Genomic DNA, 22,198 nt, shown 5'->3' on the forward strand with positions numbered 1-22,198 from the left:
CGATCGACGCACTGACCGCCTGACGCGTTGTCGTACCCGCCTGCCAGACTTGGGCCCATGCGCATTGTGGTTCTGGCAGGCGGCATCGGTGGTGCCCGTTTCCTGCGCGGTCTGAAGTTGGCCGTGCCGGACGCGGAGATCACGGTGATCGGCAACACCGGCGACGACATCCACCTGTTCGGGCTGAAGGTCTGCCCGGACCTCGACACGGTGATGTACACGCTGGGCGAGGGCATCAACGAGGAGCAGGGCTGGGGGCGGTCCGACGAGACCTTCCACCTCAAGGAGGAACTGGCGGCGTACGGCGTCGGCCCGGAGTGGTTCGGGCTCGGCGACCGGGACTTCGCCACACACATCGTGCGGACCCAGATGCTGGGCGCCGGCTATCCGCTGAGCGCGGTCACCGAGGCACTGTGCGAGCGCTGGAAGCCGGGCGTGAAGCTGATCCCGATGACCGACGACCGCGTGGAGACGCACGTGGCCGTCGAGCTCGACGGAGAGCGCAGGGCGATCCACTTCCAGGAGTACTGGGTGCGGCTGCGCGCCTCGGTCCCGGCCGAGGCGGTCGTGCCGGTCGGCGCCGAGCAGGCCGAGCCCGCGCCGGGGGTCCTGGAGGCCATCGCCGAGGCGGACGTCATCCTCTTTCCGCCGTCCAACCCCATCGTGTCCATCGGCACGATCCTCGCCGTGCCCGGCGTCCGGGAGGCGATCGCGGACGCGGGCGTGCCGGTGGTGGGCCTCTCGCCCATCGTCGGCGACGCGCCGGTGCGCGGGATGGCCGACAAGGTGCTGGCCGCGGTCGGCGTGGAGTCCACGGCCGCGGCGGTCGCCGAGCACTACGGCTCCGGGCTGCTGGACGGCTGGCTGGTCGACACCGTCGACGCGGGCGTGGTCGAGCGGGTCGAGGCGGACGGGATCCGCTGCAGGGCCGTACCGCTGATGATGACCGACGTCGACGCGACCGCGCAGATGGTGCGGGAGGCGCTGGCGCTGGCCGAGGAGGTGCGGGCAGCGTGAGCGAGCAGCGCGCCGAGTACCGGGTCTGGGCCCTGCCCGGCATCCCCGAGGTGCAGCCGGGCGACGATCTGGCCAAGCTGATCGCCGCGGCCGAGCCCGGCCTGGCCGACGGGGACGTGCTGCTCGTCACGTCCAAGATCGTGTCCAAGGCGGAGGGGCGGATCGTCCGGGCGGACGACCGGGAGGCCGCGATCGACGCCGAGACCGTGCGGGTGGTGGCCCGGCGCGGCACGCTGCGCATCGTCGAGAACCGGCAGGGCCTGGTCATGGCCGCCGCCGGGGTCGACGCCTCCAACACCCCTTCCGGGACCGTGCTGTTGCTCCCCGAGGATCCGGACGGCTCCGCGCGCGCGATCCGCGAAGGGCTGCGCGACACCCTCGGCGTCAACGTCGGTGTCGTCGTCACCGACACCTTCGGACGGCCCTGGCGCTCGGGGCTCACGGACGTGGCGATCGGCGCCGCCGGAGTGCAGGTGCTGGACGATCTGCGCGGGGGCACGGACGCGTACGGCAATCCGCTCAGCGCCACCGTCGTCGCCACCGCGGACGAACTGGCCGCCGCTGGCGACCTGGTCAAGGGCAAGGCGGCGGGACGGCCGGTGGCCGTGGTGCGCGGGCTGGCGCATGCCGTGGCCGACGAGCACGGCGCGGGAGCACGGGAGCTGGTGCGCAACGCGCGGGACGACATGTTCCGGCTCGGTACGTCCGAGGCCGTGCGGGAGGCCGTGACCCAGCGCCGTACCGTACGGGCCTTCGCCGACGCCCCCGTGGACCCGGGCGCGGTGCGGCGTGCGGTGGCCGCGGCGGTGACCGCGCCCGCCCCGCACCACACCACGCCCTGGCGGTTCGTGCTGCTGGAGTCGGCGGAGTCGCGGGTACGGCTGCTCGACGCGATGCGGGACGCGTGGATCGCGGACCTGCGCAGGGACGGCAAGAGCGAGGAGTCGATCGCCAAGCGGGTGCGGCGCGGGGACGTGCTGCGCAACGCGCCGTATCTGGTCGTGCCGTGCCTCGTCATGGACGGCTCGCACACCTACGGGGACACCCGGCGGGACGGCGCCGAGCGGGAGATGTTCGTGGTCGCCACGGGCGCGGGCGTGCAGAACCTCCTGGTCGCGCTGGCCGGGGAGCGGCTCGGGTCGGCCTGGGTGTCGTCGACGATGTTCTGCCGGGACGTGGTGCGCGAGGTGCTGGGTCTGCCGGCGGACTGGGACCCGATGGGGGCGGTGGCGGTCGGCCATCCGGCAGCGGAGCCGAAGCCGCGGGCGGAGCGGGATGCGGAGGCGTTCATCGAGGTGCGGTGAGCGTCCCGTACGACCGCTCGGTCTCGCCTAGTCTCGTAGGACAGCGGCCCCCGAGGCACCGCACCCCACCGACAGGACTCACTCGTGGCAGGACGATTCGCTCCGCGGCCCACGCGCACGACCGTGCGCGGCGGGGAGGTCGCCGTACCCGCCGGGGTGCCTCGGCAGGGGGCGGCGGCGCGGGTGCGGAGCTGGGCGCCGGACGGGCCGCTCGACCTCGGACTGGTGCTCGGTCCGCTGCGGCGCGGGCCCGCCGATCCGACGTTCCGGGTCACCCGGGACGGGTCCGTCTGGCGGGCCAGCCGGACACCCGCCGGGCCCGGGACGCTGCGGGTGTACGTCCACGGCGGTGAGGTGCGCGCGCAGGCGTGGGGGCCGGGTGCCGAGTGGCTGCTGGAGCGGCTGCCGGAGATGCTCGGTTCCGCCGATGATCCGGACGCGTTCGTCCCCCGGCACCGGGTGGTGGCGCTGGCGCGGCATCGGCGGCCGGGGTTGCGGCTGACGCGGACCGGGCTGGTGCTGGAGTCGTTGATTCCGTCGGTGCTGGAGCAGAAGGTCACGACCGATGAGGCGTATCGGGCGTGGCGGTTGCTGGTGCGGAGGTTCGGTGAGCCCGCGCCGGGGCCCGCGGGGGCGGGCGAGCGGCCGATGTGGGTGATGCCGGCGCCTCGCGCCTGGGCGCTGATTCCCTCCTGGGAGTGGCATCGGGCCGGGGTGGACGACAAGCGGGCGTCGACGATTCTGCGGGCCGTGCGGGTTGCTGCGCGGCTGGAGCAGGCTGTGGGGATGCCGGCGGTCGAGGCTCAGGCACGGCTGGAGGTCGTGCCGGGGATCGGGCCTTGGACGTCGGCGGAGGCGGTGCAGCGCAGTCACGGTGCGGCGGATGCGGTGACGGTCGGGGATCTGCATCTGCCCGGGATCGTGGGCTGGGCGCTGGCCGGGGATCGGTACGCGGACGATGCGGCGATGCTGCGGCTGCTGGAGCCGTATGCGGGGCAGCGGCATCGGGCGGCTCGGCTGATCCTGCTGAGCGGGAACACGCCTGCGCGCAGGGCGCCGAAGATGCCTCGGGTGGACATCGGGCTGTTGTAAGGGCGTTGCTTCGGTGCTCGGTGCTCGGTGCCTGGTGCTGCGGCTGGGCCGTTGTCGTGTGCCCGGTGCCGCAGCAAGGCGAGTGTGGGCATCGCTCGCCCGCGCCTACGGGGTGCCGCCGCGCCCACCCGTGCCGCCCCGGCGGCGCGACTGCCCGCAGCTACGCGGGAGCGGTCCGCCGCTGCCCGGCGGGCGACACACAACGGCACCACTGCCCGCGGCTGCCCGGCACCGCCATCCGCAGCCCGGCGTCCTGAAGGGGCGCGGGGAACTGCGCGATCGGGCACGGCGTGCCCGCAGGTGAACGGAGCGGCGCCGGCGGGGTCCGGGGGCGCGGCCCCCTGGGCGGTGCCCCCTGCCCACCCGTACGGCTACTGGTCGGAAGAGAAGCGCAGCGCTCCCGCCGGGATGCGGGCGTCGCACCACACGCGGACCCCGTCGCGGAGTTCGTTGTCGGGGCCGACGACCGCACCGTCGCCGATGACCGTGCCGGTGAGCACGGAACGTTCGCCCACTCGGGCTCGGGCGCCGATGAGGGAATCGGTGATGACCGCGCCGGGTTCGATGACGGCGCCGGGGAGGATCGTCGAGCCGAAGACCCGCGCGCCCTCCGCGACGAACGCGCCCTCGCCGACCACCGTGCCGCCCGTCAGCTTCGCGTCCGGCGCGACCGTGGCCGTGGGCAGGATCAGGCGGTCGCCGCAGCGGCCGGGAATCGCGGGAGACGGAGCCCGGCCGAGGACCAGATCGGCCGAGCCACGGACGAAGGCCGCGGGAGTGCCGAGGTCCAGCCAGTACGTCGAGTCGACCATCCCCTGCAGATGGGCTCCGGCCGACAGCAGTTCGGGGAACGTCTCGCGCTCCACCGACACGGGGCGGCCCGCCGGAATCGTGTCGATGACCGAGCGGCGGAAGACGTACGCCCCCGCGTTGATCTGGTCGGTGACGATCTCTTCCGGTGTCTGCGGTTTCTCCAGGAAGGCGAGGACACGGCCCGTCTGGTCGGTGGGGACCAGGCCGTAGGCGCGCGGGTCCGTCACCTTCGTCAGGTGCAGGGAGACGTCCGCGCCCGTCGACTCGTGCGTGTCCACCAGGGCCCTGATGTCCAGGCCCGTCAGGATGTCGCCGTTGAAGATCAGTACCGGGTCGTCGGGGCCGGAGTGGAGACGGGAGGCCACGTTGCGGATGGCGCCGCCGGTGCCGAGGGGCTCCTCCTCGGTGACGTACTCGATGTGCAGGCCGAGGGAGGCTCCGTCGCCGAAGCAGGGCTCGAAGACCTCGGCGAGATAGCTCGTCGCGAGCACGATGTGTTCCACGCCCGCCGCTTTCGCTCTCGCCAGCTGGTGCGTGAGGAACGGCACCCCGGCCGCCCGGACCATGGGCTTGGGTGTGTGCACCGTGAGCGGACGCAGCCGGGTGCCTTTGCCGCCGACCAGGAGGATCGCTTCTGTCACCTGTCGTCTCTGCTTCCTGCCGGGACCGGCCGAACTACTCGTTTCGGCCGGCCAGTGTATGCAGACCGTGCGACGGTGCCCTCGATGGCCGCGCGGTGTCCCGCGAGATCGGCGTCCGGTTTCCCCCAACCGCCCCCCGACGTCCCCCGAGCCGCCCCCACCCGTCCCCCGACGGCGGTGAACGCGCGCTCCTGCCCCGGCGCCCCCGGGCTCTCAGCGCCCCTGGTACTCCGCCGCGCTGGAACGGGCCGTGCCGAGCTTGGCGTAGAGCCGCTTGCCCGGACACGAGGTGCGGAACCCGTCCCGATGGCCTGAGATCACGTTCAGTCGTACGTTCTTCCCCTTTGGGTAGAGATTGCCACCCCCCGACTTCAGATATGTCTTTCCGCGCGGATTGCCGCCGTAGATGCCGAGCTTCCACGCGGTGAGCCGGGCGATGGCCTTCACGGCGGCGCCGGACGGCTTGCTGGAGCTGTAGGTGCCGATCACGGCGATGCCCATGCTGTTGGTGTTGAACCCGAGGGTGTGGGCGCCCATCACAGCCTTCGCCGCGCCCCCGGCCCGGCCCTCGTAGATGCTTCCGCACTTGTCGACGAGGAAGTTGTAGCCGATGTCCCGCCAGCCCATGCTCTTGACGTGGTAGCGGTAGATACTGCGGATGACGGAGGGGGCCTTGGCGCAGGTGTATTTGTTGCCCGAGGTCGTGTGGTGCACGAAGGCCGCCTTGACCTTCTTCGTGTAGACGAACCCGCTCTCCCGCAGTGACTCGTCCGCGCCCCAGCCACGGCGCGTCACGATCCGCGGGCGCGGCCCGATGTGGGGCTTCGTCCGCGGAACGCCCCCTTCCAGGAAGCCCAGTTCCCGCTCGGTGTCCCGCTTGTCCAGTTCGGGGATCTCCAGGGCGCCGAAGGGCGCGAGGTCGGTGTCGGCCGCGTAGGCGGCGACCGTGGCATCCGTCCCGACGCCGGTGCGGGGCGCGCCCGCCACGGGACCCTGGGGCGGTGTCCCGTCCCCCGGGTCCACGAGTTCCAGGCGCAGCCCCGGCGGCAGGGGCGGGCGCAGGACGCCTGCACCGCCGACCCGGACGCCTGCACCGCCGACCCGGACCCCGGCCGCCGGGGCCGGCGCGGAGTCCGCGAGCACCCGTACGTCCACGCCGTCCGAGTCGTCGACCCACAGCGGCGCCGTGGCCCCGCGCACCCGGCCGGAGGAGCGTTCCGCCGTACCCGGGTCGGCGCCGTGGTCCTCGTTGTGCGTCTCGACGTCCTGCCAGCCGGACCACGCCGAGGACCCGACGGAGCGGGTGCGGACCTGGACCCGGCCGCGCAGCTCGGCGTCCGGGTCGGCCCAGACCACACCGACCAGCGAGAAGTGCCGTACGTCGGAGCGGTACAGGCCCTGCTCCGGGGCCACGCCGAGGATGCGCCGGCCGGTGAGCGGGACCAGGGGCAGCGACTGGGTGCTGCCCGGCACCGCGGCCCCGGCCACCCTGCCCGCCACCGCCGTGCCCGTGCCCGCGCGCTCGGGCGCGGGCACAGCGGTCGCGGGCAGGGTCAGCGGGAGCGCGAGGGCGGTCGCACACGTGACGCCGATCGAGGTGGCCCCCATGGAGGAAGCAAGGAATCCACGCATGCCCATGATCCTGGACATAGCCATACAAATTTGTCCATCGATAAACTGACGGACCGTCGGGAACCGTTCCCCCGAACCGGTGGCCCCGGCACTCGGTGCGCGCGCCCGCCCCGGCGTACTCTTGCGCGGGTGAATGCCACCGATCGCACCCCTGCCGACCTGCTGAGTTCCGCGCTCGCCACGGATCCCGGCCGCCCGCTGGTGACCTTCTACGACGACGCCACGGGCGAACGTGTCGAACTCTCCGTGGCCACCTTCGCCAATTGGGTGGCCAAGACCGCCAATCTCCTTCAGGGCGACCTGGCCGCCGGCCCCGGCGACCGGGTCGCTCTGCTGCTGCCCGCGCACTGGCAGACGGCCGTGTGGCTGCTCGCCTGTGCGTCCGTGGGGGCGGTGGCGGACATGGCCGGGGACCCGGCGGCCGCCGACGTCGTCGTCAGCGGGCCGGACTCGCTGGAGGCGGCGCGGGCCTGCCGCGGGGAGCGGGTGGCGCTCGCGCTGCGGCCGCTGGGCGGGCGTTTCCCGCAGGCGCCGGACGGATTCGTCGACTATGCCGTGGAGGTGCCGAGCCAGGGTGACCGGTTCGCACCGTTCGCTCCGGTGGATCCGGAGGAGCCGGCGCTGATCGTCGCGGGCGCCGAGTTCAGCGGGGGCGAGGTGGTCGAGCGGGCCTTGGCGGATGCGCCGTCGCTGGATCTGACGGGCCCCGGGTCCCGTGCGTTGTCGGGGTTGTCGTACGACACCTGGGACGGGTTGAGCGCGGGTCTGTACGGGCCCCTGGCCGTCGGCGGGTCCGTGGTGCTGTGCCGTCATCTCGACCGGCTGGACGAGGAAGGTCTCGCCAAGCGGGTCGAGAGCGAGAAGGTGACCGCTCTGCGCCACTGAGAAGAGGCGGCGCGGCCGCATGGCGGGTGCGGGTGCGTGGCGCTGTTCGCGCAGGTCCCCGCACCCCTGGAGCCGGCTGCCATCACCCGTACGGAGCAGTACAGGGCGCCTTCGCACCCCCTCCCCGCCATCGTCGTAAGAGCAGAGACATGACGCTCGCACGCCATGAGGGGGTCCGCACTGTGACCGACACCGCCCCCCGGCCCCTCGGCCCCGGCCTCGGCTCCTCGGCCACCGGGGAAGGGCTCGTGCGGCGGCGGCGCCGGCGGTGGACCAGGGGCACGGCGCTCTCGGCGGCCGTGTTCGTCGTGGCGGCGGCCGGGGCCGGCTGGGCCGTGTACGCCAAACTGAGCGCCAACATCACCCCCGACGAGGCGGCCGCCGCCGAACTCGCCCGCTACGAGCGGGAGCGGCCCACCGCACTGGTGCGAGGTGCGCAGAACATCCTGCTGATCGGGTCGGACACGCGGGCCGGGGACGGCAACGGGGAGTACGGGCGGGACCTGGGCAGCGAGCGGTCCGACACCACGATCCTGCTGCACCTGGCCGCCGACCGGCGCAGCGCCACCGCCGTCTCGCTGCCCCGGGACCTGATGGTGGACATCCCCGGCTGCCGGCAGGAGGACGGGAGCCGCAGCGAGCCGGTGTTCGCGATGTTCAACCACGCCTTCCAGGTGGGCGGCTCGGCCTGCACCATCCGTACCGTCGAGAAGCTGACGGACGTCCGGATCGACCATCACATGGTGGTCGACTTCAGCGGGTTCAAGGAGATGGTCGACGCCGTCGACGGGGTCCGGGTGTGCCTGAAGGAGCCCATCCAGGACAAGGCCGCCAAACTGAAGCTGCCCGCGGGCCGGGTGACCCTCGACGGGGAGCAGGCGCTCGGGTACGTACGGGCCCGCAAGTCGATCGGCGACGGCAGCGACACCGAGCGGATGGAGCGGCAACAGCGCTTCCTCGGCGCACTGGTCAACAAGGTGCAGAGCAACGACGTCCTGCTGAACCCGGTGAAGCTCTACCCGGTGCTGGACGCGGCGACCTCCTCGCTCACCACCGATCCGGATCTGGCAAGTCTGCGTGGTTTGTACCAGTTGGTGCGTGGTGTGCGTGACATCCCCACCGAACATGTGCAGTTCCTGACGGTGCCCCGGGAGTCGTACGTCTACGACGCCAATCGCGACCAGCTCGTGGAGCCGGAGGCCGAGAGGCTCTTCGCCCGGCTGCGGGCGGACCAACCGGTGGCGGTGGCGCAGGACGCCGCACAGGACATACCCGGCGAAGTCCGGGAGGAGGACGGCGGGAAGGGGCCCTCCCCCGCCCCCACATTCCATGGGAACACCGCCGCCGAGCACGTCTGCGAGTAATGCGCGCACCAAGGCGACGAACCTCTGTCCAGAAAAATGAGGGGGATTGCCCAGTTGTATGAAGGTGGAATTTGTCACCGGCGTCGCATCACGCTGAACTGGGCGGATAGTGTGAGCGATCCGGTGCACCAGACCGAGGCCCGTCCTGGGGTCGTGCGCCGATTCACCGAGACCCGAGCGCCTCGAGGGGGAAGGCGCCGCGTGGCCCCGACGGAGGATTCGGACAACCGTGGACGCGCAAGGCCGTGGGCGGGCGGACAACATCGACCCCGCAGACCAGTGGGTACTCAATCCGAACACCGGCGAATACGAACTGCGACTGAGCCCTTCCGCACCGCAGTCGTCGGTCCCCGGACCCCGGAGACCGAATCCCCGTGACACCGGCGGCGCCGGACGCGGCCGTGGCGGCACGGCGGCACGGGCGACGCGCGAGATGCGGCAGACGCGCGGCGCCGAGGTGCCGCCGCCACGCCGGCGCCGGAGCCCCGAGCCCGAGCCGCCGCAGGGGCGGCGCAGCCGGCGGCCGGCGAAGAAGAAGTCGACGGCCAAGAAGGTGCTGGCGTGGACCGCCGGCGGCACGGCGTTCGTCCTGGTCGCCGTCGGCACGGCCGGCTACCTCTACCTCAAGCACCTCGAGGGCAACGTCACCACGACGGATGTCGGCAGCGCGGGCAAGAGCGGCTTCAGCAAGGACGACGCCTTCAACATCCTGATCATCGGTACCGACAAGCGCACCGGCAAGGGGAACGAGGGGTACGGCGACGCGAACAGCGTCGGGCACGCCGACACCAACATCCTGCTGCACGTGTCCAAGGACCGGACGAACGCGACCGCGTTGAGCATTCCGCGCGACCTGATCGCTGATGTGCCGGACTGCCCGACGAAGCAGCCGGACGGGTCGGAGAAGGTGATCCCCGGCTCCGACGACGTCCGCTTCAACATCAGTCTCGGGCAGGAGGGGCGCGACCCGGGCTGCACCATGCGGACGGTGGGTGAGCTCACCGGCGTCGTGCCCGACCACTTCATGATGGTGGACTTCAACGCGGTGAAGACGCTGACGGCGGCGGTCGGCGGCGTCGACGTGTGTCTCGCGCACGCCGTGAACGACAAGGACTCTCATCTGAAGCTGCCCGCCGGCAAGTCCAAGATCGAGGGCGAGCAGGCGCTGGCGTTCGTGCGCACCCGGCACAGCTGGGGCAATCACGGCGACCTGGACCGCATCAAGGTGCAGCAGCAGTTCATGGGCTCCCTGATGCGCAAGATGTCCTCCAGCGACACCCTCACCAGCCCGACCAAGCTGGTCAGCCTGGCGGAGGCGGCCACCAAGGCGCTGACCGTCGACAAGGGCATCGGTTCGGTGAGCACGCTCAAGGACATAGCGCTGGAGCTGAAGAAGGTGCCGCCGAAGAACATCTCCTTCGTGACGGTGCCCGTGCTCGACAACCCGGCCGACGGCGTCTTCCACAAGACGGTGATCGTCAACCAGAGCACGGCCCCCGAGGTGTTCGACGCGATCAAGAACGATGTGTCCTTCACCGAGGTGAAGAAGAAGGAGAAGGCGGCCAAGGACGCGGCGGCCGCCCGCCTGAAGGGCAGCAAGTCCGCGGCCTCCGAGGTACGGGTGCGGATCTTCAACGGCGGCGCCGAGGGCGGCAGTGCGCAGGACACCCTGCAGTGGCTGCAGACCGAGAAGGGCGTGCTCAAGTCGGAGAACGCGGGCAACGCACCCGCGGAGCTGAGCAGGACCACGCTCGAGTACGCGCCCGACCAGGCGTCCCAGGCGCGCGAACTGGCCTCCCTGATGGGGCTGCCCGGAACCGCGCTCAAGCCCGGCAAGAGCGTGAACAACGCCCAGGGACTGCCCACGATGACCCTGACCCTCGGCAAGGACTTCAAGGGCGCGGGTGTCTCCCTCACCGCTCCGGCCAAGGCGCCGACGGTCGACAAGTCCACGGCGGACAAGGCCCAGTGCGCCAGCTGAGGCCGCCGCACAGCCGGACGGGCCGGTGCTTCTGACCGGACCCGGCCGGCGGGCGGCGGGCGTTCCGGCGCGGCCGGGCCCTTCGCACCTCGCAGGATCCACAACGTCGGCTTCCACGACCACCACCGGGTCGTGGAGGCCGACGGGTCTGCCGTACGTCCGGCAGAGACACGGGGCAACGCCCGTTCCCCGGCACACGGGCGAGAAAGCCGTAACAGCACCGAGTGACGCGCGTCACGCCACTCGAACTTGCCGTCCCCGCGCGCGTGCCGACATGATCACTTGCGCTTGTCCGGCATTCCGCGTTCGCCCGGGAGTCGACCAGATCGCACAGGGAACTCTTACGCGGCTCTTACGTGAAGGCAGAATAGTGGTTGCCTCGATGTGGAGACAGCCGACGATGCCCAGAACGGGTGGGGGAGCGGCTGCCGGCGATGTGGTCTCTCACTCACAGCTCCGGCGAAGACACCGAGCGTTGATGAGTCCACGACAGACAAGGTGAAGTGCGCCTCGTAGGTAACCCAATGAGTCCGTCGTGCGTCTAACTGGGCGCGGGACGGACCCGTTGCACGGCGCACAGGGTGGGGAGGGCAGGGAGTTGGCGCAGAGCGAGGTGCGGGGGGAGGCTCCTGCGGTCGAGGACACGATGTCACTCGCGCGCAAGGCCTCGGGAGCGCAGGACGGGTCCGGCCGGCACGGCGGGGGGCGACGCAGGGGCGGCCCGAAGAACGAACGGCGACGGCGCAGGCGGCGCGCGCTGCGCTGGTCCGCGACGGTGCTCGCGGTGGTGATACTCGGCACGGCGGGAGCCGGCTACCTGTACTACCAGCACCTGAACGGCAACATCCAGAAGGGCCAGCGCAGCAGCGGCGACTCCAAGGCCCGGAGGACCGCGCCGAACGCGGCCGGGCAGACGCCGATGAACATCCTGCTGATCGGCTCCGACAGCCGTAACTCCGCCGAGAACCTGAAGCTCGGCGGCAGCAAGGACAACGTCGGCAATCCGCCGCTGGCCGATGTGCAGATGCTCATCCATCTGTCGGCGGACCGCGAGAGTGCCTCCGTGGTGAGCATTCCTCGTGACACGCGGGTCGACATACCGAAGTGCAAGGACCCCGACACGGGGAAGGCCTATCCGGCGACCAACGACATCATCAACACCACCCTGGCCCGGGGCGGAGCCGGCTGCACGCTGGCCACCTGGGAGAACCTCACCGGGGTCTACATCGACCACTGGATGATGATCGACTTCGCGGGCGTGGTGAGCATGGCGGACGCCATCGGCGGCGTCGATGTCTGCGTGAGACAGAACGTCTGGGACCGCCCGTTGCCCGGTGTGCCCGGCGGCTCCGGCCTCAAGCTGAAGGCCGGCACACGGAACATCAAGCACACGCAGGCCCTCCAGTGGCTGCGCACGCGGCACGCCTGGGGCAGCGACCCGCTGCGCGCGCGGGCCCAGCACATGTACCTGAACTCGATGATCCGCACGCTGAAGTCGCAGAACGCCTTCACCGACACCGGCCGGCTCATGGACCTGGCCGAGGCGGCCACGAAGTCCCTCAAGGTCTCCGAGGAGATCGGCACGGTCAAGAAGCTGTACGACCTGGGCATGCAGCTGAAGAAGGTGCCGACCAACCGCTTCACCATGACGACGATGCCGTGGGTCGAGGACAGCGCGGACAGCAACCACGTCGTGCCGGACGGCGCCAACGCCGACAAGATGTGGCAGATGCTCCGCGACGACGTGGCGTTCGACAAGCACGGCAAGGCATCGGGAACGAAGCAGGTCTCGGACAAGGACGGGGCGACCAAGACTCCTTCGGTCGACGCGGGCCGGCTGGGGGTGCTGGTGCGCAACGCCACCCAGACCTCCACCGAGACCCCGGTCGAGGGCCGGGCGCAGGCGATCAGCCAGGCCCTGGCGCAGAAGGGGTTCAGCAGGGCGACGTTCGACACCTCGGGAACGCTGTCCGAGGAGAAGACGGTCGTGCAGTACCCGAGCGCGGACCTGGAGGGTGACGCGCAGGCCGTGGCGAAGTCGCTGGGGATCCCGATGAGCGCGGTGAAGAAGTCGACCGGCGTCTCGGGGGTCACCGTCGTCGTCGGCGCCGACTGGCGTACCGGGACGACCTATCCGAAGCGGTCGGCACCGAAGGCGGGAGACCTGCCCAGCAACGCCGACGCCCTCAACGGCTCCGAAGCCGACCAGTGCATGGACGTGTACAAGCCCTACCGGTGGTAGTCGGCCGGACATGACCGAGGGGCTCGCCGCACGGTCGCGGCGAGCCCCTCGGTCGTCATGTCCAAAAGCGGCTCTGGATCAGTAGGCCGCGGTCCGCTGGTTGGCGGCGCCGCCCACCGCGTCGATCTCGGCCTGGGCGAACGAGGTCATGCCCTTGTCGTAGACCATGGGCGTGTAGCACTGGCTCTGGCCCTGGGAGATCGTGCACGAGTAGGTGCGGCCGTCGTTGTTGCGGACGACGTAGGCGTGCTGACAGTCGTAGCCCGCGGCCGCGTTGCCGCACGCGCCCTGGGTGTAGTTGAGGGTCAGCCTGGCCCACGCGGTGTGGCACGCGGTGCTGTAGCGCAGCTCGATGGTGCCGTAGGTGACGTGGGCGCTCTTGACGGTCGCCGAGGCCACCGTGGTGGCACCGCTGGCGCAGCCGGTGGCCGACGGGTCGCTGCCGTCATAGGTGTAGGCGTTGGAGACGCCCGTGGCCGCGACCATCGCGAGGCCGAGTCCGCCTGCCACGACGCCGGCACGTGCGAAGTTCCGCATCCTGGAACGCATGTGGTCCCCCTTCTGAACATGCGCGAGTACACCCGCGGACAAGGTCTGCCGCAGGTGTACGTGTGAGAAAGATGTGAGCGCCACATCTGATCATGGACACACCATCTGGTCAACTTCGCGCCAGGAAGGGGGCATTGGGGCGCCACCTAGGTGATCAGAACAAGCCATTCATGATCACTTAATGGCCATTCATGTCTCATGAGGACTATGGAAGGTGCCACGCGCGGGTGCTCGATGGTGAGATCGCCGCCGTTGATCTTCACAAGATGAGAAAGAGACAGACATGAACAAGCGGGCCACTCTGGCCATCGCCGGCGCAGCGGCGATGACGTCCGTACTGGCGTTCTCGGGCACCGCGTCCGCCGACAGCGCGAACGTGGCGTACAACGGGGCCTGCGGCTCCGGCTACTCCGTCGTCAACTGGAAGGACATGCAGTACCGCCTCGGCACCGTCTACTTGACGTACAGCCACGCGACGGGCAAGAACTGCGTCGTCACGATCCAGACGGAGCAGAAGTACGCGAACGAGATGGTCGCGAAGATCAGACGCACGGGCTCGTCCAGCTGGATCGTGGACAAGGGCGACTACCGGTACTACGCCGGGCCCGTCTACGTGAACGCAGCGGGCTCCTGCGTCGACTGGTACGGAAGCTACCTGGGCGGCTACGCCGGCGGGGACGCGACGAACTGCGGCTGACGCGGGCCGGGGCGCCGGCGGAGGCTCAGTTCGAGCTGAGAACCGCCGGCCGCCGCGACGCGACGACCTTCTTCGCCAGGGACCTGGGGCTGGTCAGGAAGCCCCAGCCCCACGACATGTGCATCGTCGCCAGAGCCACCGGGATCTGCAGCCTGGCCTTCAGGGGCAGGCCCTTGCCCGCCGGGACGGAGCCCGCCACGATCGCCGCGAGATAACCGCCGGGGATCACGAGGCCCCACGGCGTGAGGGCCGCGCCCACCACGAGACCCGCCGCGATCGCGCACACCGCCGTCGGCGGGGCGAGGTAGCGCAGGTTGATGGAGCCCTCGTGGTAGCGGGCGACGACATGGCGCCAGCGGCCGTAGTCCTTGTACTGCTTGGCGAGCGCCTTGACGCTCGGCCGCGGCCGGTACGACACCCTCAGCTCCGGCGAGAACCAGATCTGGCCGCCCGCCTCGCGGATGCGGAAGTTCAGTTCCCAGTCCTGGGCCCGGATGAACTCCTCGTTGTAGCCGCCCTGCTGCTCCAGCGCCTCGCGGCGGAACACCCCGAGGTAGACCGTCTCGGCGGGGCCCGCCTCCCCACCGGTGTGGAACGTCGCGTTGCCGACGCCGATCTTCGACGTCATGGCCGCGGCGACCGCGTGCTCCCAGTCGTTCTCGCCCTCGGCGTGCATGATGCCGCCGACGTTCTGCGCGCCGGTCTCCTCCAGGAGCCGTACGGCGGTCGCGATGTAGTTCGGCGAGAGCATGCCGTGGCCGTCGACGCGGACCACGATCGGGTGCCGGGAGGCCTTGATCGCCGCGTTCAGCGCGGCGGGGGTGCGGCCCGTCGGGTTCGGGACGGTGTGCACGCGGGGATCTTCGGCGACCAGCTCGGCGGCGATCTCGTCCGTGCGGTCCGTGGACGGACCGAGGGCGATCACGACCTCCGTCTCGCCGGCGTACTCCTGCGCGAGGATCGCTTGGACGGCCCCGCGCAGATGCCGCTCCTCGTTGAGGACGGGCATGATCACAGAAACGGCGGGGAGCTGCACGTCGGGCTTGGCGTTCATAGGGGGCTCACGTTACCGCGAATGGGGGACACCGGTGCGCGCCGCGGGGCGTGAACGCGGGCTGGAGATCGTATCGGCCTACGGTGTGCACAAATCCCACGTACGGCCGCAGCCCGGAGGTGTCCCGTGCCCAGCCCGCCGAGGTCCCCCGCCCGGCCGCAGCGCCGACCGCAGCCGCCCCGCCGGGTGCCACGGCCTGCCCAGCGGGCCGCGCCGCCCAGGCGCCCCAGGCGGCCACGCTGGGCCATGCGGGCGGTGACCACGCTGTCCGTGGTCGTGCTCGCCTCGGCCGGCATCGGCCACGCGGTCGTCACCAGCCTGGACGCCGGCATCGCCCGGGTCGACGCCTTCAAGGACATGAAGAACCGGCCCCGCGGGGGGCACGGGATGAACCTGCTGATGGTCGGCACCGACGGCCGCGACAAGATCAGCGAACAGGAACGGCGCGCCTACCGGCTGGGCGGGCAGCCGTGCCACTGCACCGACACGATGATGATCGTGCACATCTCGGAGGACCGGGAACGGGCGAGCGTGGTGAGCCTGCCCCGCGACTCCTACGCCGAGGTGCCCGCGCATCTCGACGCGGCCACCGGGCAGCAGCACGGCCCGCACCCCATCAAACTGAACGCGGCCTACGCCGAGGGCGGGCCCCAGCTCACCATCGGCACGGTCGAGAACATGACCCATGTGAAGATCGACCACTACCTGGAGGTCGACTTCACCAGCTTCATGAAGACCGTGGACGTGGTCGGCGGGGTCCGGGTCTGCACGGCGACACCGCTGAAGGACAAGTACACCGGCCTCGACCTCGTGCCCGGCACCCACGCCCTCAACGGCGGGCAGGCGCTGCAGTACGTGCGCGCCCGGCATCTGGACGGGGCGAGCGACCTGGGCCGGATGAAGCGGCAGCAGCGGTTCCTGGCCGCGCTGATCGAGCAGGCCACCTCCTCCGGCGTGCTGCTGAACCCGATGAGGTTCAGGGACGTGACCCGGGCGGTGCTCGGCTCGGTCCGGGCGGACGAGGGCTTCGGCACCGACGAGCTGCTCGACCTCGGCCGGGCGATGCGGAACTTCTCCCCGTCCTCCTCCGAGTTCACCACCGTGCCCATCGGGCAGATGAACTACCCCGTCAAGGCCATCGGCTCGACCGTGAAGTGGGACCAGGCGGCGGCCGGCCGGCTGTTCCAGTCCCTGCGCGACGACAAGCCGCTCGCCGCGGACCGCCCGAAGCGCACCCCGGCACCGATGCCGGTGGAGGTCGCCCCGCAGCAGATCCGGGTCCAGGTGGAGAACGGCACCGGAACGGCCGGGCTCGCCAAGCGGGTCGACGCGGCACTCGCGGCGGCCGGCTTCGCCACCACCCACCAGCCGACCACCGCGGCCGACCACGCGGTCAGGCGCACGGTGATCTCCTACGACCCGCGCTGGGACCGCTCCGCCCGCACCCTGGCCGCGGCCCTGCCCGGCAGCGAACTGCGCGCGGTGCCGGGCCAGGGTCCGCTGCTGAAGGTGACCGCCGGCGCCGACTTCAGGGCCGTGCGCCAGGTGAGGGTCGAGGACCCGGGCAAGCCCGACCAGAGCGTGCTGCGCGGCAACGAAGTGGTCTGCTCCGGCGGTGTGTAGAGGGGACCGGGCTCCGGGCGGCCGGTTCACCGCCGCCCGGAGCCCGGTCCACGGCGATCACTGCCGCAGGGCCTCCAGCGGCTCGATGCGGGCCGCGCGCAGCGCGGGATAGAGACCGGCCAGCAGGCCCACCACGGAGCCGACGAGCGGGGCGGGCAGGACGGTCATCGGGTCCACGATGGCGGTCCAGTGCTGGACCAGGGCGACCGCGACGACCGTGCAGACGCCGATCGCCGTACCGATCAGACCACCGAGCGTGCCCAGGGTGGTGGACTCGGTGAGGAACTGGGCCGCGATGTGCCGCGGGCGGGCGCCCAGCGAACGGCGCAGCCCGATCTCGCCCGTGCGCTCCAGGATCGCCACCAGCGTGGTGTTGGCGATGCCGAGCGCACCGATCACCAGGCAGATCGCGGCCAGCAGCAGGAACAGCCCGGACAGCGACGTGTTCACGGCGTCCCGCAGGGCGTGCGGGTCCGGCGGCGGGGCGGCGTGCAGCAGACGCGGGTGGTCCGGCAGCAGCGCGAGCGGAGCCTGATGAGCGATGAGACGGGCCGCGCCGATCCGGGTGTGGATGATCATCTCGGCCGGCTGGTCGGTCGGCGGCCCGAAGGCCCTGAGCGCCGTGCTGGTGGGCAGCATCGCGCCCATCAGCGCCTCCGGCTTGCGCTGCGCGTCGGAGATGATGCCGACGACCGTGTAAGCGGTGTCGTTGATGAAGACGACGGGCTGGTTGTCCAGCCGGGTGATGCCGAGGACACGCGCGGCGCCGCTGCCGAGCACGCAGACCGGCTCGGCGCGCCGCTGGTGGAAGCGGTTGTAGAGGGTGCCCGCCTGAAGGGTCGGCTGGATCGCCTTCAGCGCACCGGGAGAGGCGGCGAAGACCGTGACTCCGGTGCTGGGGTTGTCGCTCGGCGGCAGCGGCTGTGTGCCGACCCTCGGGTTGTGGAGTGGGGCGCCCCACCACACACCTGCGGCCACCACGCCGCTGAGCCGCTGCATCCGTTCGTCGGAGTCGTCCGGGAAGTGGACCACGGGTGTGTCGTCGGACTTGGGCGTGGCGTCGTCGACCGTCACCGTGGTGGCTCGCAGCACGTTGAAGGACGCGCTGATCTGCCCGGCCGCGGTCGAGGTGAGGCCCAGTACGGCCACGAAGGCGCCCACGCCGAGGACCGTGCCGAGCATGGTCAGCACCGAACGGCCCGGCCGCTGCACCAGGCCGGCCAGGGACTCGGCGAACATGTCCCGGATGAGCAACCGTGACGGTGGTGCCGGCGACGGTTGCCCCTCACGCCTGGTCCGCCCGAGCACGGACCGGAACCGGCCCCCCGTCACGCGGCCGACCGCCGATCGGTGTCGGTGTCGGTGAGGATGCGGCCGTCGCGGATCGTCAGCACCCGCCTGGCCCGTTCGGCCACGGCGGGGTCGTGGGTGATGACCACGACGGTGAGGCCCGCCGCGTGGAGTTCTTCGAGCAGATTCATGACGTGCGCCGAGGTCGCGGAGTCCAGGTTTCCGGTGGGTTCGTCACAGAGGACGAGTTCGGGACGGTTGACCAACGCACGTGCGATGGCGACGCGTTGGCGTTCACCGCCGGACATGGTGGGCGGCAGCGCGTCCAGCCGGTGGCCGAGGCCCACGGTGCGCAGAGCCTGCACCGCCCGGTCGTTGCGGGCCCCGCGTTCCGTCGTGACGTACAGCTGGGCGAGGGCCACGTTCTCCGTGGCCGTGCGGTGCGCCAGAAGATGGAAGGACTGGAAGACGAAACCGACCTTTCGCCCGCGCAGTGCCGTGCGCTCCCGTTCCCGCAGGGCGGAGACGTCGGTGCCGCTGAACTCGTAGCGCCCCGCCGAGGGCCGGTCCAGCATGCCGATCAGATTGAGCAGGGTGGACTTCCCCGAACCCGAGGGGCCGACCACGGCGACGAAGTCGCCGCGTTCGACATCGAGGTCCGTGGGGTGCAGGGCGTGTACCGCGACGGCGCCCGGATACGTCTTGGCGACGCCCCGCAGCCGGATCACGGGCGGCGACGCGGTCGGCTCGCTCACTGGCCGACCACCACACGGTCGCCCGCCGTCAGCCGCTCCGCACCGGCCGGGGTGACCTGCACCCTGCCGTCCGCCGAGACGCCCACGGTGACCCGCACCTTGTGCTGGGAGCCGTCCGCGCGCACCACGGTGACACTGGTACGGGCGTCCGCGCCGGCGTTGATCGCCGCTTCGGGGACGGTGAGCACCGCGCCGGTCGTGGCGGCGGCCGTGATGGTCATCCGCACGTTCTGCCCGTCGAGCCGGTTGTCCCAGGTGCCCGTGCGCGTCACCTGCACCGGCAGATAGGGGATCCCGCCGTTGGCGGGTGCGCCCGAGCCCTGGGCCGACGCGCTGCCGGCGGGGTCGTCGGAGGTCTGGGAGCCGGCCTTGTCGCCGGGGGTGACCAGTGCACCGACCGAGGCCACGGTGCCGGTGGCGTTCACGCCCAGGGACTCCGTGGAGATCCGGATCTTCATGCCCTCCTTGACCAGACCGCCGTAGGAGGGGTCCAGGTACCCGGTGAGCCGCAGACCGCCGGTGGCCAGGGAGACCACCGGCCCGTTCACCTTGTCGCCCACGGCCGTCGGCAGTCCGACGACCCTGACCGGCACCGAGGAGGCGAAGGCCATCTCGGAGGCCGGTACGAACGGCCCGCTCGTGGTCTTGGCCCGGCCGCCCTTCTCGCCGGACTCGTCGGCGTGGCCGGAGCCGGCGCCGCCGGTGACCGGCACCGGGTAGCCCAGACGCCGGTACAGCGCGACGACGGCCTTCTGGGTCGCCGTGCCGAAGGAGCCGTGTGTGTCGCCCCCGTGATAGAGGCCGAGGCCGGTCAGCGCGCTCTGCAGCTGGGCGATGTCGGCGCCGGACTCGCCGGGGAGCATGTCGCGGTAGACCGGGATCCGGCCCGGAAGCACGTACACCGGACGCCCGGAGAACTCCACCAGGGGGCGGGCCGCCTTGACCGTGTCGCCGACGTGCGCGAGCTTGCGGGTGAGCACCGGGGACGAGCCGCCCGGGTTGGTGCCGCCGCCCAGGGCACGGCTGTCCGCCACCGCGGTGGGGGTGACGGACAGGGTGGCACCGCTGGTCACATCGCCGCGCAGCACCACGGTGCGGGCAAGCCGCTCGGAGGTGACGGACGCGGTGATGACGCTGGCCTTGGGGGCACCGGTGTCCGCCGCCACCTGGGCCGGCGACTTCACCAGCATCGCCCCGCCGAGGCCGCCGAGGGACAGCAGCACGGCCGCTGCCGCCACCGCGAGCACGGCGCGCCGGCGACGTGCCAGGGCGGAGGTACGGGCCGGGGTCCCGGGGGCGGGCCCGGCCGTCTTGTCCGGCGGGCCGGGCGGCGCCGGCTCGGCCGTCGCCGGGACCGGCTCCGCGCCCTCGTGGTGCGCGGGCACGGTGCGGGTGGATCCCGGCTCGCTCTGCCGCGAGCCGGCGACCGTGCTCTTCATCAGGTCTGCCATCAGTTCTCTTCCGCTGCGCCTGCTCAGGAACCGGACAGCTTGCCGCCGGCCAGCACGGTCGCGACACGCTTCGACTGCTGCCGCAGCCCGTCCCGGGCCTGCTGCAGTTCTTCCGCGTGCTTCTCGATCTCGGCGTTCTGGTAGGCGCTCTCCACGGCGGACCAGACACCGACGAGGTTGACCTGCTTGGCGCACTGCCAGTCCGCCACGGCGACGGCGATCTCCTGCGATGTCGCCGTCGAGACGTTCCAGCGCTCGTCGCCCGAGGCGTCGAACGTCTTCTTGTAGTTGGTGTACCCCTGGGCGCTCATGCACTTCTTCCAGGCGGTCTGGGCCGCGATGACGCGCGGGTCCAGCTGCGAGTACTCGAAGGAGTGCGCCCGGATCTCCTCGGCCACCGGGGAGTGCCCGGCTCGCTGCTTCTCGTCGCCGCCCGTGAGGGCGCGGTCCGCCTCGGCGACACACCCGCCCTTGGGCAGGGAGATGCCGTGGTAACTGGTGAGGGGCCCCTGCGGGGAACTGGCCGTCAGGACCGTGCGCACCTCCTGCGAGGGAGGAGTGCCCAGGTGCTTCGGCAGGCTGCGGGGGTCGTTCTGCGTCATGTGGAAGCCGAACTCCCGCGCGACCTGCAGGGATTCGGGAACTCCGTAGCGGCGCGAGTTCTTGCTGAAGTTCGGCAGCCGCGCCTCGGTGGGCGTGTACTTCAGTCCGTACCGGCTGACGCAGCGCTGTTCCAGCGTCGTCATCGCGTCGGTCGTCTGCAGCAGGTCGCGCCCCGTCGGCATGTAGGCGTCCACGGGCAGTGCCAGGTCCGCGGTGTCGGTGAGGTGCGGGATCGAGGTGACGCCGGGCACCTTGGACACGGTCGGCTTCGGCGGCTTCTCCCCCTGCGGCGAGGCGTTCGAACAGCCCGCGAGGAGGCCGACGGCGGCGACGGCGCAGATCAGTCCGACGCCTGCCCGGCCAGCGGTAATCGTCATGTGTGGTCTCACGTCAAACGGCCCTCGCTGCCGTTCCGTCGAGGGAACGGCAGCGAGGGAGCGGGGATCAGGCAACCTTGGGGGCGGGCCGGTCAGCCGACGCCGATGCCGACCTGGGTGGAGGCGTTGTTGTTCCAGGTGTAGGAGAGCTGGCCGCCCTCACCGTCGTACGACCAGTCGTAGTTGCCGTTGTAGCCGCTGTTGAACCAGACGGTGCCGCCGCGGTTCTCGTAGTACTCGGACTCCATGGCGGTCGCGTTGTTCTTCACGGCCTGGCCCGAGCCCTGGCCCGAGCCGCTCTTGAAGGTCTGGCCGGCCAGGTTGTAGGTGCTGCCGTCCTTGCCCCAGATCGCACCCGAGCCGTCGTGGACGAAGAACAGGCACAGCGGCTGGTAGTTGCCGCCGCCGAGGACGGAGGCACCGCACCGGCCGGTGGAGTTGCCGGAGGAGTGGTGGTTGGCTGCCTGCGCGGGCATGGCGAGACCGAGCACCGCGGCACCGGTGACGGCGGCGGTGAAGAGCTTGGTCTGGATGCGCACAAGGACTCCCTTGATGTCGTGTTATGTGAATGGCAAACAACCCGAGTTGACGCCGTAGTGGATCACGCTTGTTGATGTTCCGTCAATCTCCATTTCTGTGTGGAGATGCTGCCCTGGACGTGAACAAACTTTGCGCTTGCCATGACAACCGAAGCGTCGGGTCGTGATCTTCCGGCCGGCAAGTCAGAACTTCCGGTCGGTGAAGTGATCAACGGCCGGAACGGGAGACCCACGATGGTTTGCGCGAGAGAATCGCCGGCTCAGCGGCCACCGGCGGCCGGTACGGCGG

The 22,198-nt window shown here is 71.2% G+C and carries 18 protein-coding genes; 9 read left to right on the forward strand and 9 right to left on the reverse strand.

Annotated elements, in window-relative coordinates; genetic code table 11:
- Positions 1-57 precede the first annotated feature (57 nt).
- The 3 genes from cofD to ACIRU3_RS32945 all read left to right on the forward strand — a co-directional run bounded on the left by cofD (position 58) and on the right by ACIRU3_RS32945 (position 3,413).
- Positions 58-1,017 (forward strand): 2-phospho-L-lactate transferase, encoded by a 960-nt coding sequence (gene cofD / locus ACIRU3_RS32935; protein WP_404064150.1) that lies wholly within the window; start codon positions 58-60, stop codon positions 1,015-1,017.
- A complete protein-coding gene (locus tag ACIRU3_RS32940; protein WP_404064153.1) occupies positions 1,014-2,321 on the forward strand; it encodes a coenzyme F420-0:L-glutamate ligase in 1,308 nt (435 codons plus the stop codon). The genes cofD and ACIRU3_RS32940 overlap by 4 nt, the downstream gene beginning before the upstream one ends.
- A gap of 84 nt (positions 2,322-2,405) precedes the next feature.
- A complete protein-coding gene (locus ACIRU3_RS32945) occupies positions 2,406-3,413 on the forward strand; it encodes a DNA-3-methyladenine glycosylase family protein (protein ID WP_404064156.1) in 1,008 nt (335 codons plus the stop codon).
- A 371-nt stretch (positions 3,414-3,784) separates the two neighbouring features.
- Here ACIRU3_RS32945 and ACIRU3_RS32950 read toward each other — a convergent pair whose 3' ends face one another.
- Both ACIRU3_RS32950 and ACIRU3_RS32955 read right to left on the reverse strand, forming a co-directional pair.
- The gene (locus ACIRU3_RS32950) at positions 3,785-4,867 is read right to left on the reverse strand and encodes a sugar phosphate nucleotidyltransferase (protein WP_404064159.1); all 1,083 of its coding nucleotides are present in this window, start codon (positions 4,865-4,867) and stop codon (positions 3,785-3,787) included.
- Positions 4,868-5,080: 213 nt separating this feature from the next.
- Entirely contained in the window at positions 5,081-6,499 is a 1,419-nt protein-coding gene (locus tag ACIRU3_RS32955; protein WP_404064162.1) for a peptidoglycan recognition protein, read from the reverse strand.
- A gap of 129 nt (positions 6,500-6,628) precedes the next feature.
- Between ACIRU3_RS32955 and ACIRU3_RS32960 the strand changes: the two genes are divergently transcribed.
- The 4 genes from ACIRU3_RS32960 to ACIRU3_RS32975 all read left to right on the forward strand — a co-directional run bounded on the left by ACIRU3_RS32960 (position 6,629) and on the right by ACIRU3_RS32975 (position 12,971).
- Positions 6,629-7,384 carry a TIGR03089 family protein gene (locus tag ACIRU3_RS32960; RefSeq protein ID WP_404064165.1) on the forward strand — a complete coding sequence of 252 codons (756 nt, stop codon included), beginning with the start codon at positions 6,629-6,631 and terminating at the stop codon, positions 7,382-7,384.
- A 182-nt stretch (positions 7,385-7,566) separates the two neighbouring features.
- On the forward strand, positions 7,567-8,748 hold the full coding sequence (locus ACIRU3_RS32965; protein WP_404064168.1) for an LCP family protein: 1,182 nt from the start codon (positions 7,567-7,569) through the stop codon (positions 8,746-8,748).
- 229 nt (positions 8,749-8,977) lie between these two features.
- Positions 8,978-10,729 (forward strand): LCP family protein, encoded by a 1,752-nt coding sequence (locus ACIRU3_RS32970; RefSeq protein WP_404064171.1) that lies wholly within the window; start codon positions 8,978-8,980, stop codon positions 10,727-10,729.
- Positions 10,730-11,375: 646 nt separating this feature from the next.
- The gene (locus ACIRU3_RS32975; RefSeq protein ID WP_404064407.1) at positions 11,376-12,971 is read left to right on the forward strand and encodes an LCP family protein; all 1,596 of its coding nucleotides are present in this window, start codon (positions 11,376-11,378) and stop codon (positions 12,969-12,971) included.
- A 78-nt stretch (positions 12,972-13,049) separates the two neighbouring features.
- On the opposite strand, the gene ACIRU3_RS32980 is transcribed toward ACIRU3_RS32975, so the two are convergent.
- Positions 13,050-13,520, reverse strand: a complete 471-nt coding sequence (locus tag ACIRU3_RS32980; RefSeq protein ID WP_404064173.1) for a DUF2690 domain-containing protein — start codon at positions 13,518-13,520, stop codon at positions 13,050-13,052.
- A gap of 283 nt (positions 13,521-13,803) precedes the next feature.
- Here ACIRU3_RS32980 and ACIRU3_RS32985 point away from each other — a divergent pair, with 283 nt between their 5' ends.
- A complete protein-coding gene (locus ACIRU3_RS32985; protein WP_404064176.1) occupies positions 13,804-14,217 on the forward strand; it encodes a spore-associated protein A in 414 nt (137 codons plus the stop codon).
- Positions 14,218-14,242: 25 nt separating this feature from the next.
- Here the strand turns inward: ACIRU3_RS32985 and ACIRU3_RS32990 are convergent, their stop codons facing one another.
- A complete protein-coding gene (locus ACIRU3_RS32990) occupies positions 14,243-15,271 on the reverse strand; it encodes a glycosyltransferase family 2 protein (protein ID WP_404064179.1) in 1,029 nt (342 codons plus the stop codon).
- Positions 15,272-15,517: 246 nt separating this feature from the next.
- Between ACIRU3_RS32990 and ACIRU3_RS32995 the strand changes: the two genes are divergently transcribed.
- Positions 15,518-16,894, forward strand: a complete 1,377-nt coding sequence (locus ACIRU3_RS32995) for an LCP family protein (RefSeq protein ID WP_404064182.1) — start codon at positions 15,518-15,520, stop codon at positions 16,892-16,894.
- A 57-nt stretch (positions 16,895-16,951) separates the two neighbouring features.
- On the opposite strand, the gene ACIRU3_RS33000 is transcribed toward ACIRU3_RS32995, so the two are convergent.
- The 5 genes from ACIRU3_RS33000 to ACIRU3_RS33020 all read right to left on the reverse strand — a co-directional run bounded on the left by ACIRU3_RS33000 (position 16,952) and on the right by ACIRU3_RS33020 (position 21,909).
- A complete protein-coding gene (locus tag ACIRU3_RS33000) occupies positions 16,952-18,133 on the reverse strand; it encodes an ABC transporter permease (protein WP_404064186.1) in 1,182 nt (393 codons plus the stop codon).
- Positions 18,134-18,222: 89 nt separating this feature from the next.
- Entirely contained in the window at positions 18,223-18,939 is a 717-nt protein-coding gene (locus ACIRU3_RS33005) for an ABC transporter ATP-binding protein (protein ID WP_404064189.1), read from the reverse strand.
- Complete coding sequence (locus ACIRU3_RS33010; RefSeq protein ID WP_404064191.1) at positions 18,936-20,390, reverse strand: peptidoglycan-binding protein; 1,455 nt, start codon at positions 20,388-20,390, stop codon at positions 18,936-18,938. Before ACIRU3_RS33010 ends, ACIRU3_RS33005 begins: the two co-directional genes overlap by 4 nt.
- A 23-nt stretch (positions 20,391-20,413) precedes the next feature.
- Positions 20,414-21,370, reverse strand: a complete 957-nt coding sequence (locus tag ACIRU3_RS33015) for a hypothetical protein (protein WP_404064193.1) — start codon at positions 21,368-21,370, stop codon at positions 20,414-20,416.
- Between the two features lie 92 nt (positions 21,371-21,462).
- On the reverse strand, positions 21,463-21,909 hold the full coding sequence (locus tag ACIRU3_RS33020; protein WP_404064196.1) for a hypothetical protein: 447 nt from the start codon (positions 21,907-21,909) through the stop codon (positions 21,463-21,465).
- Positions 21,910-22,198: the final 289 nt, after the last annotated feature.

Source organism: Streptomyces sp. NPDC101151 (assembly GCF_044768335.1).
In the GTDB taxonomy this organism is placed as follows: Bacteria; Actinomycetota; Actinomycetes; order Streptomycetales; family Streptomycetaceae; genus Streptomyces.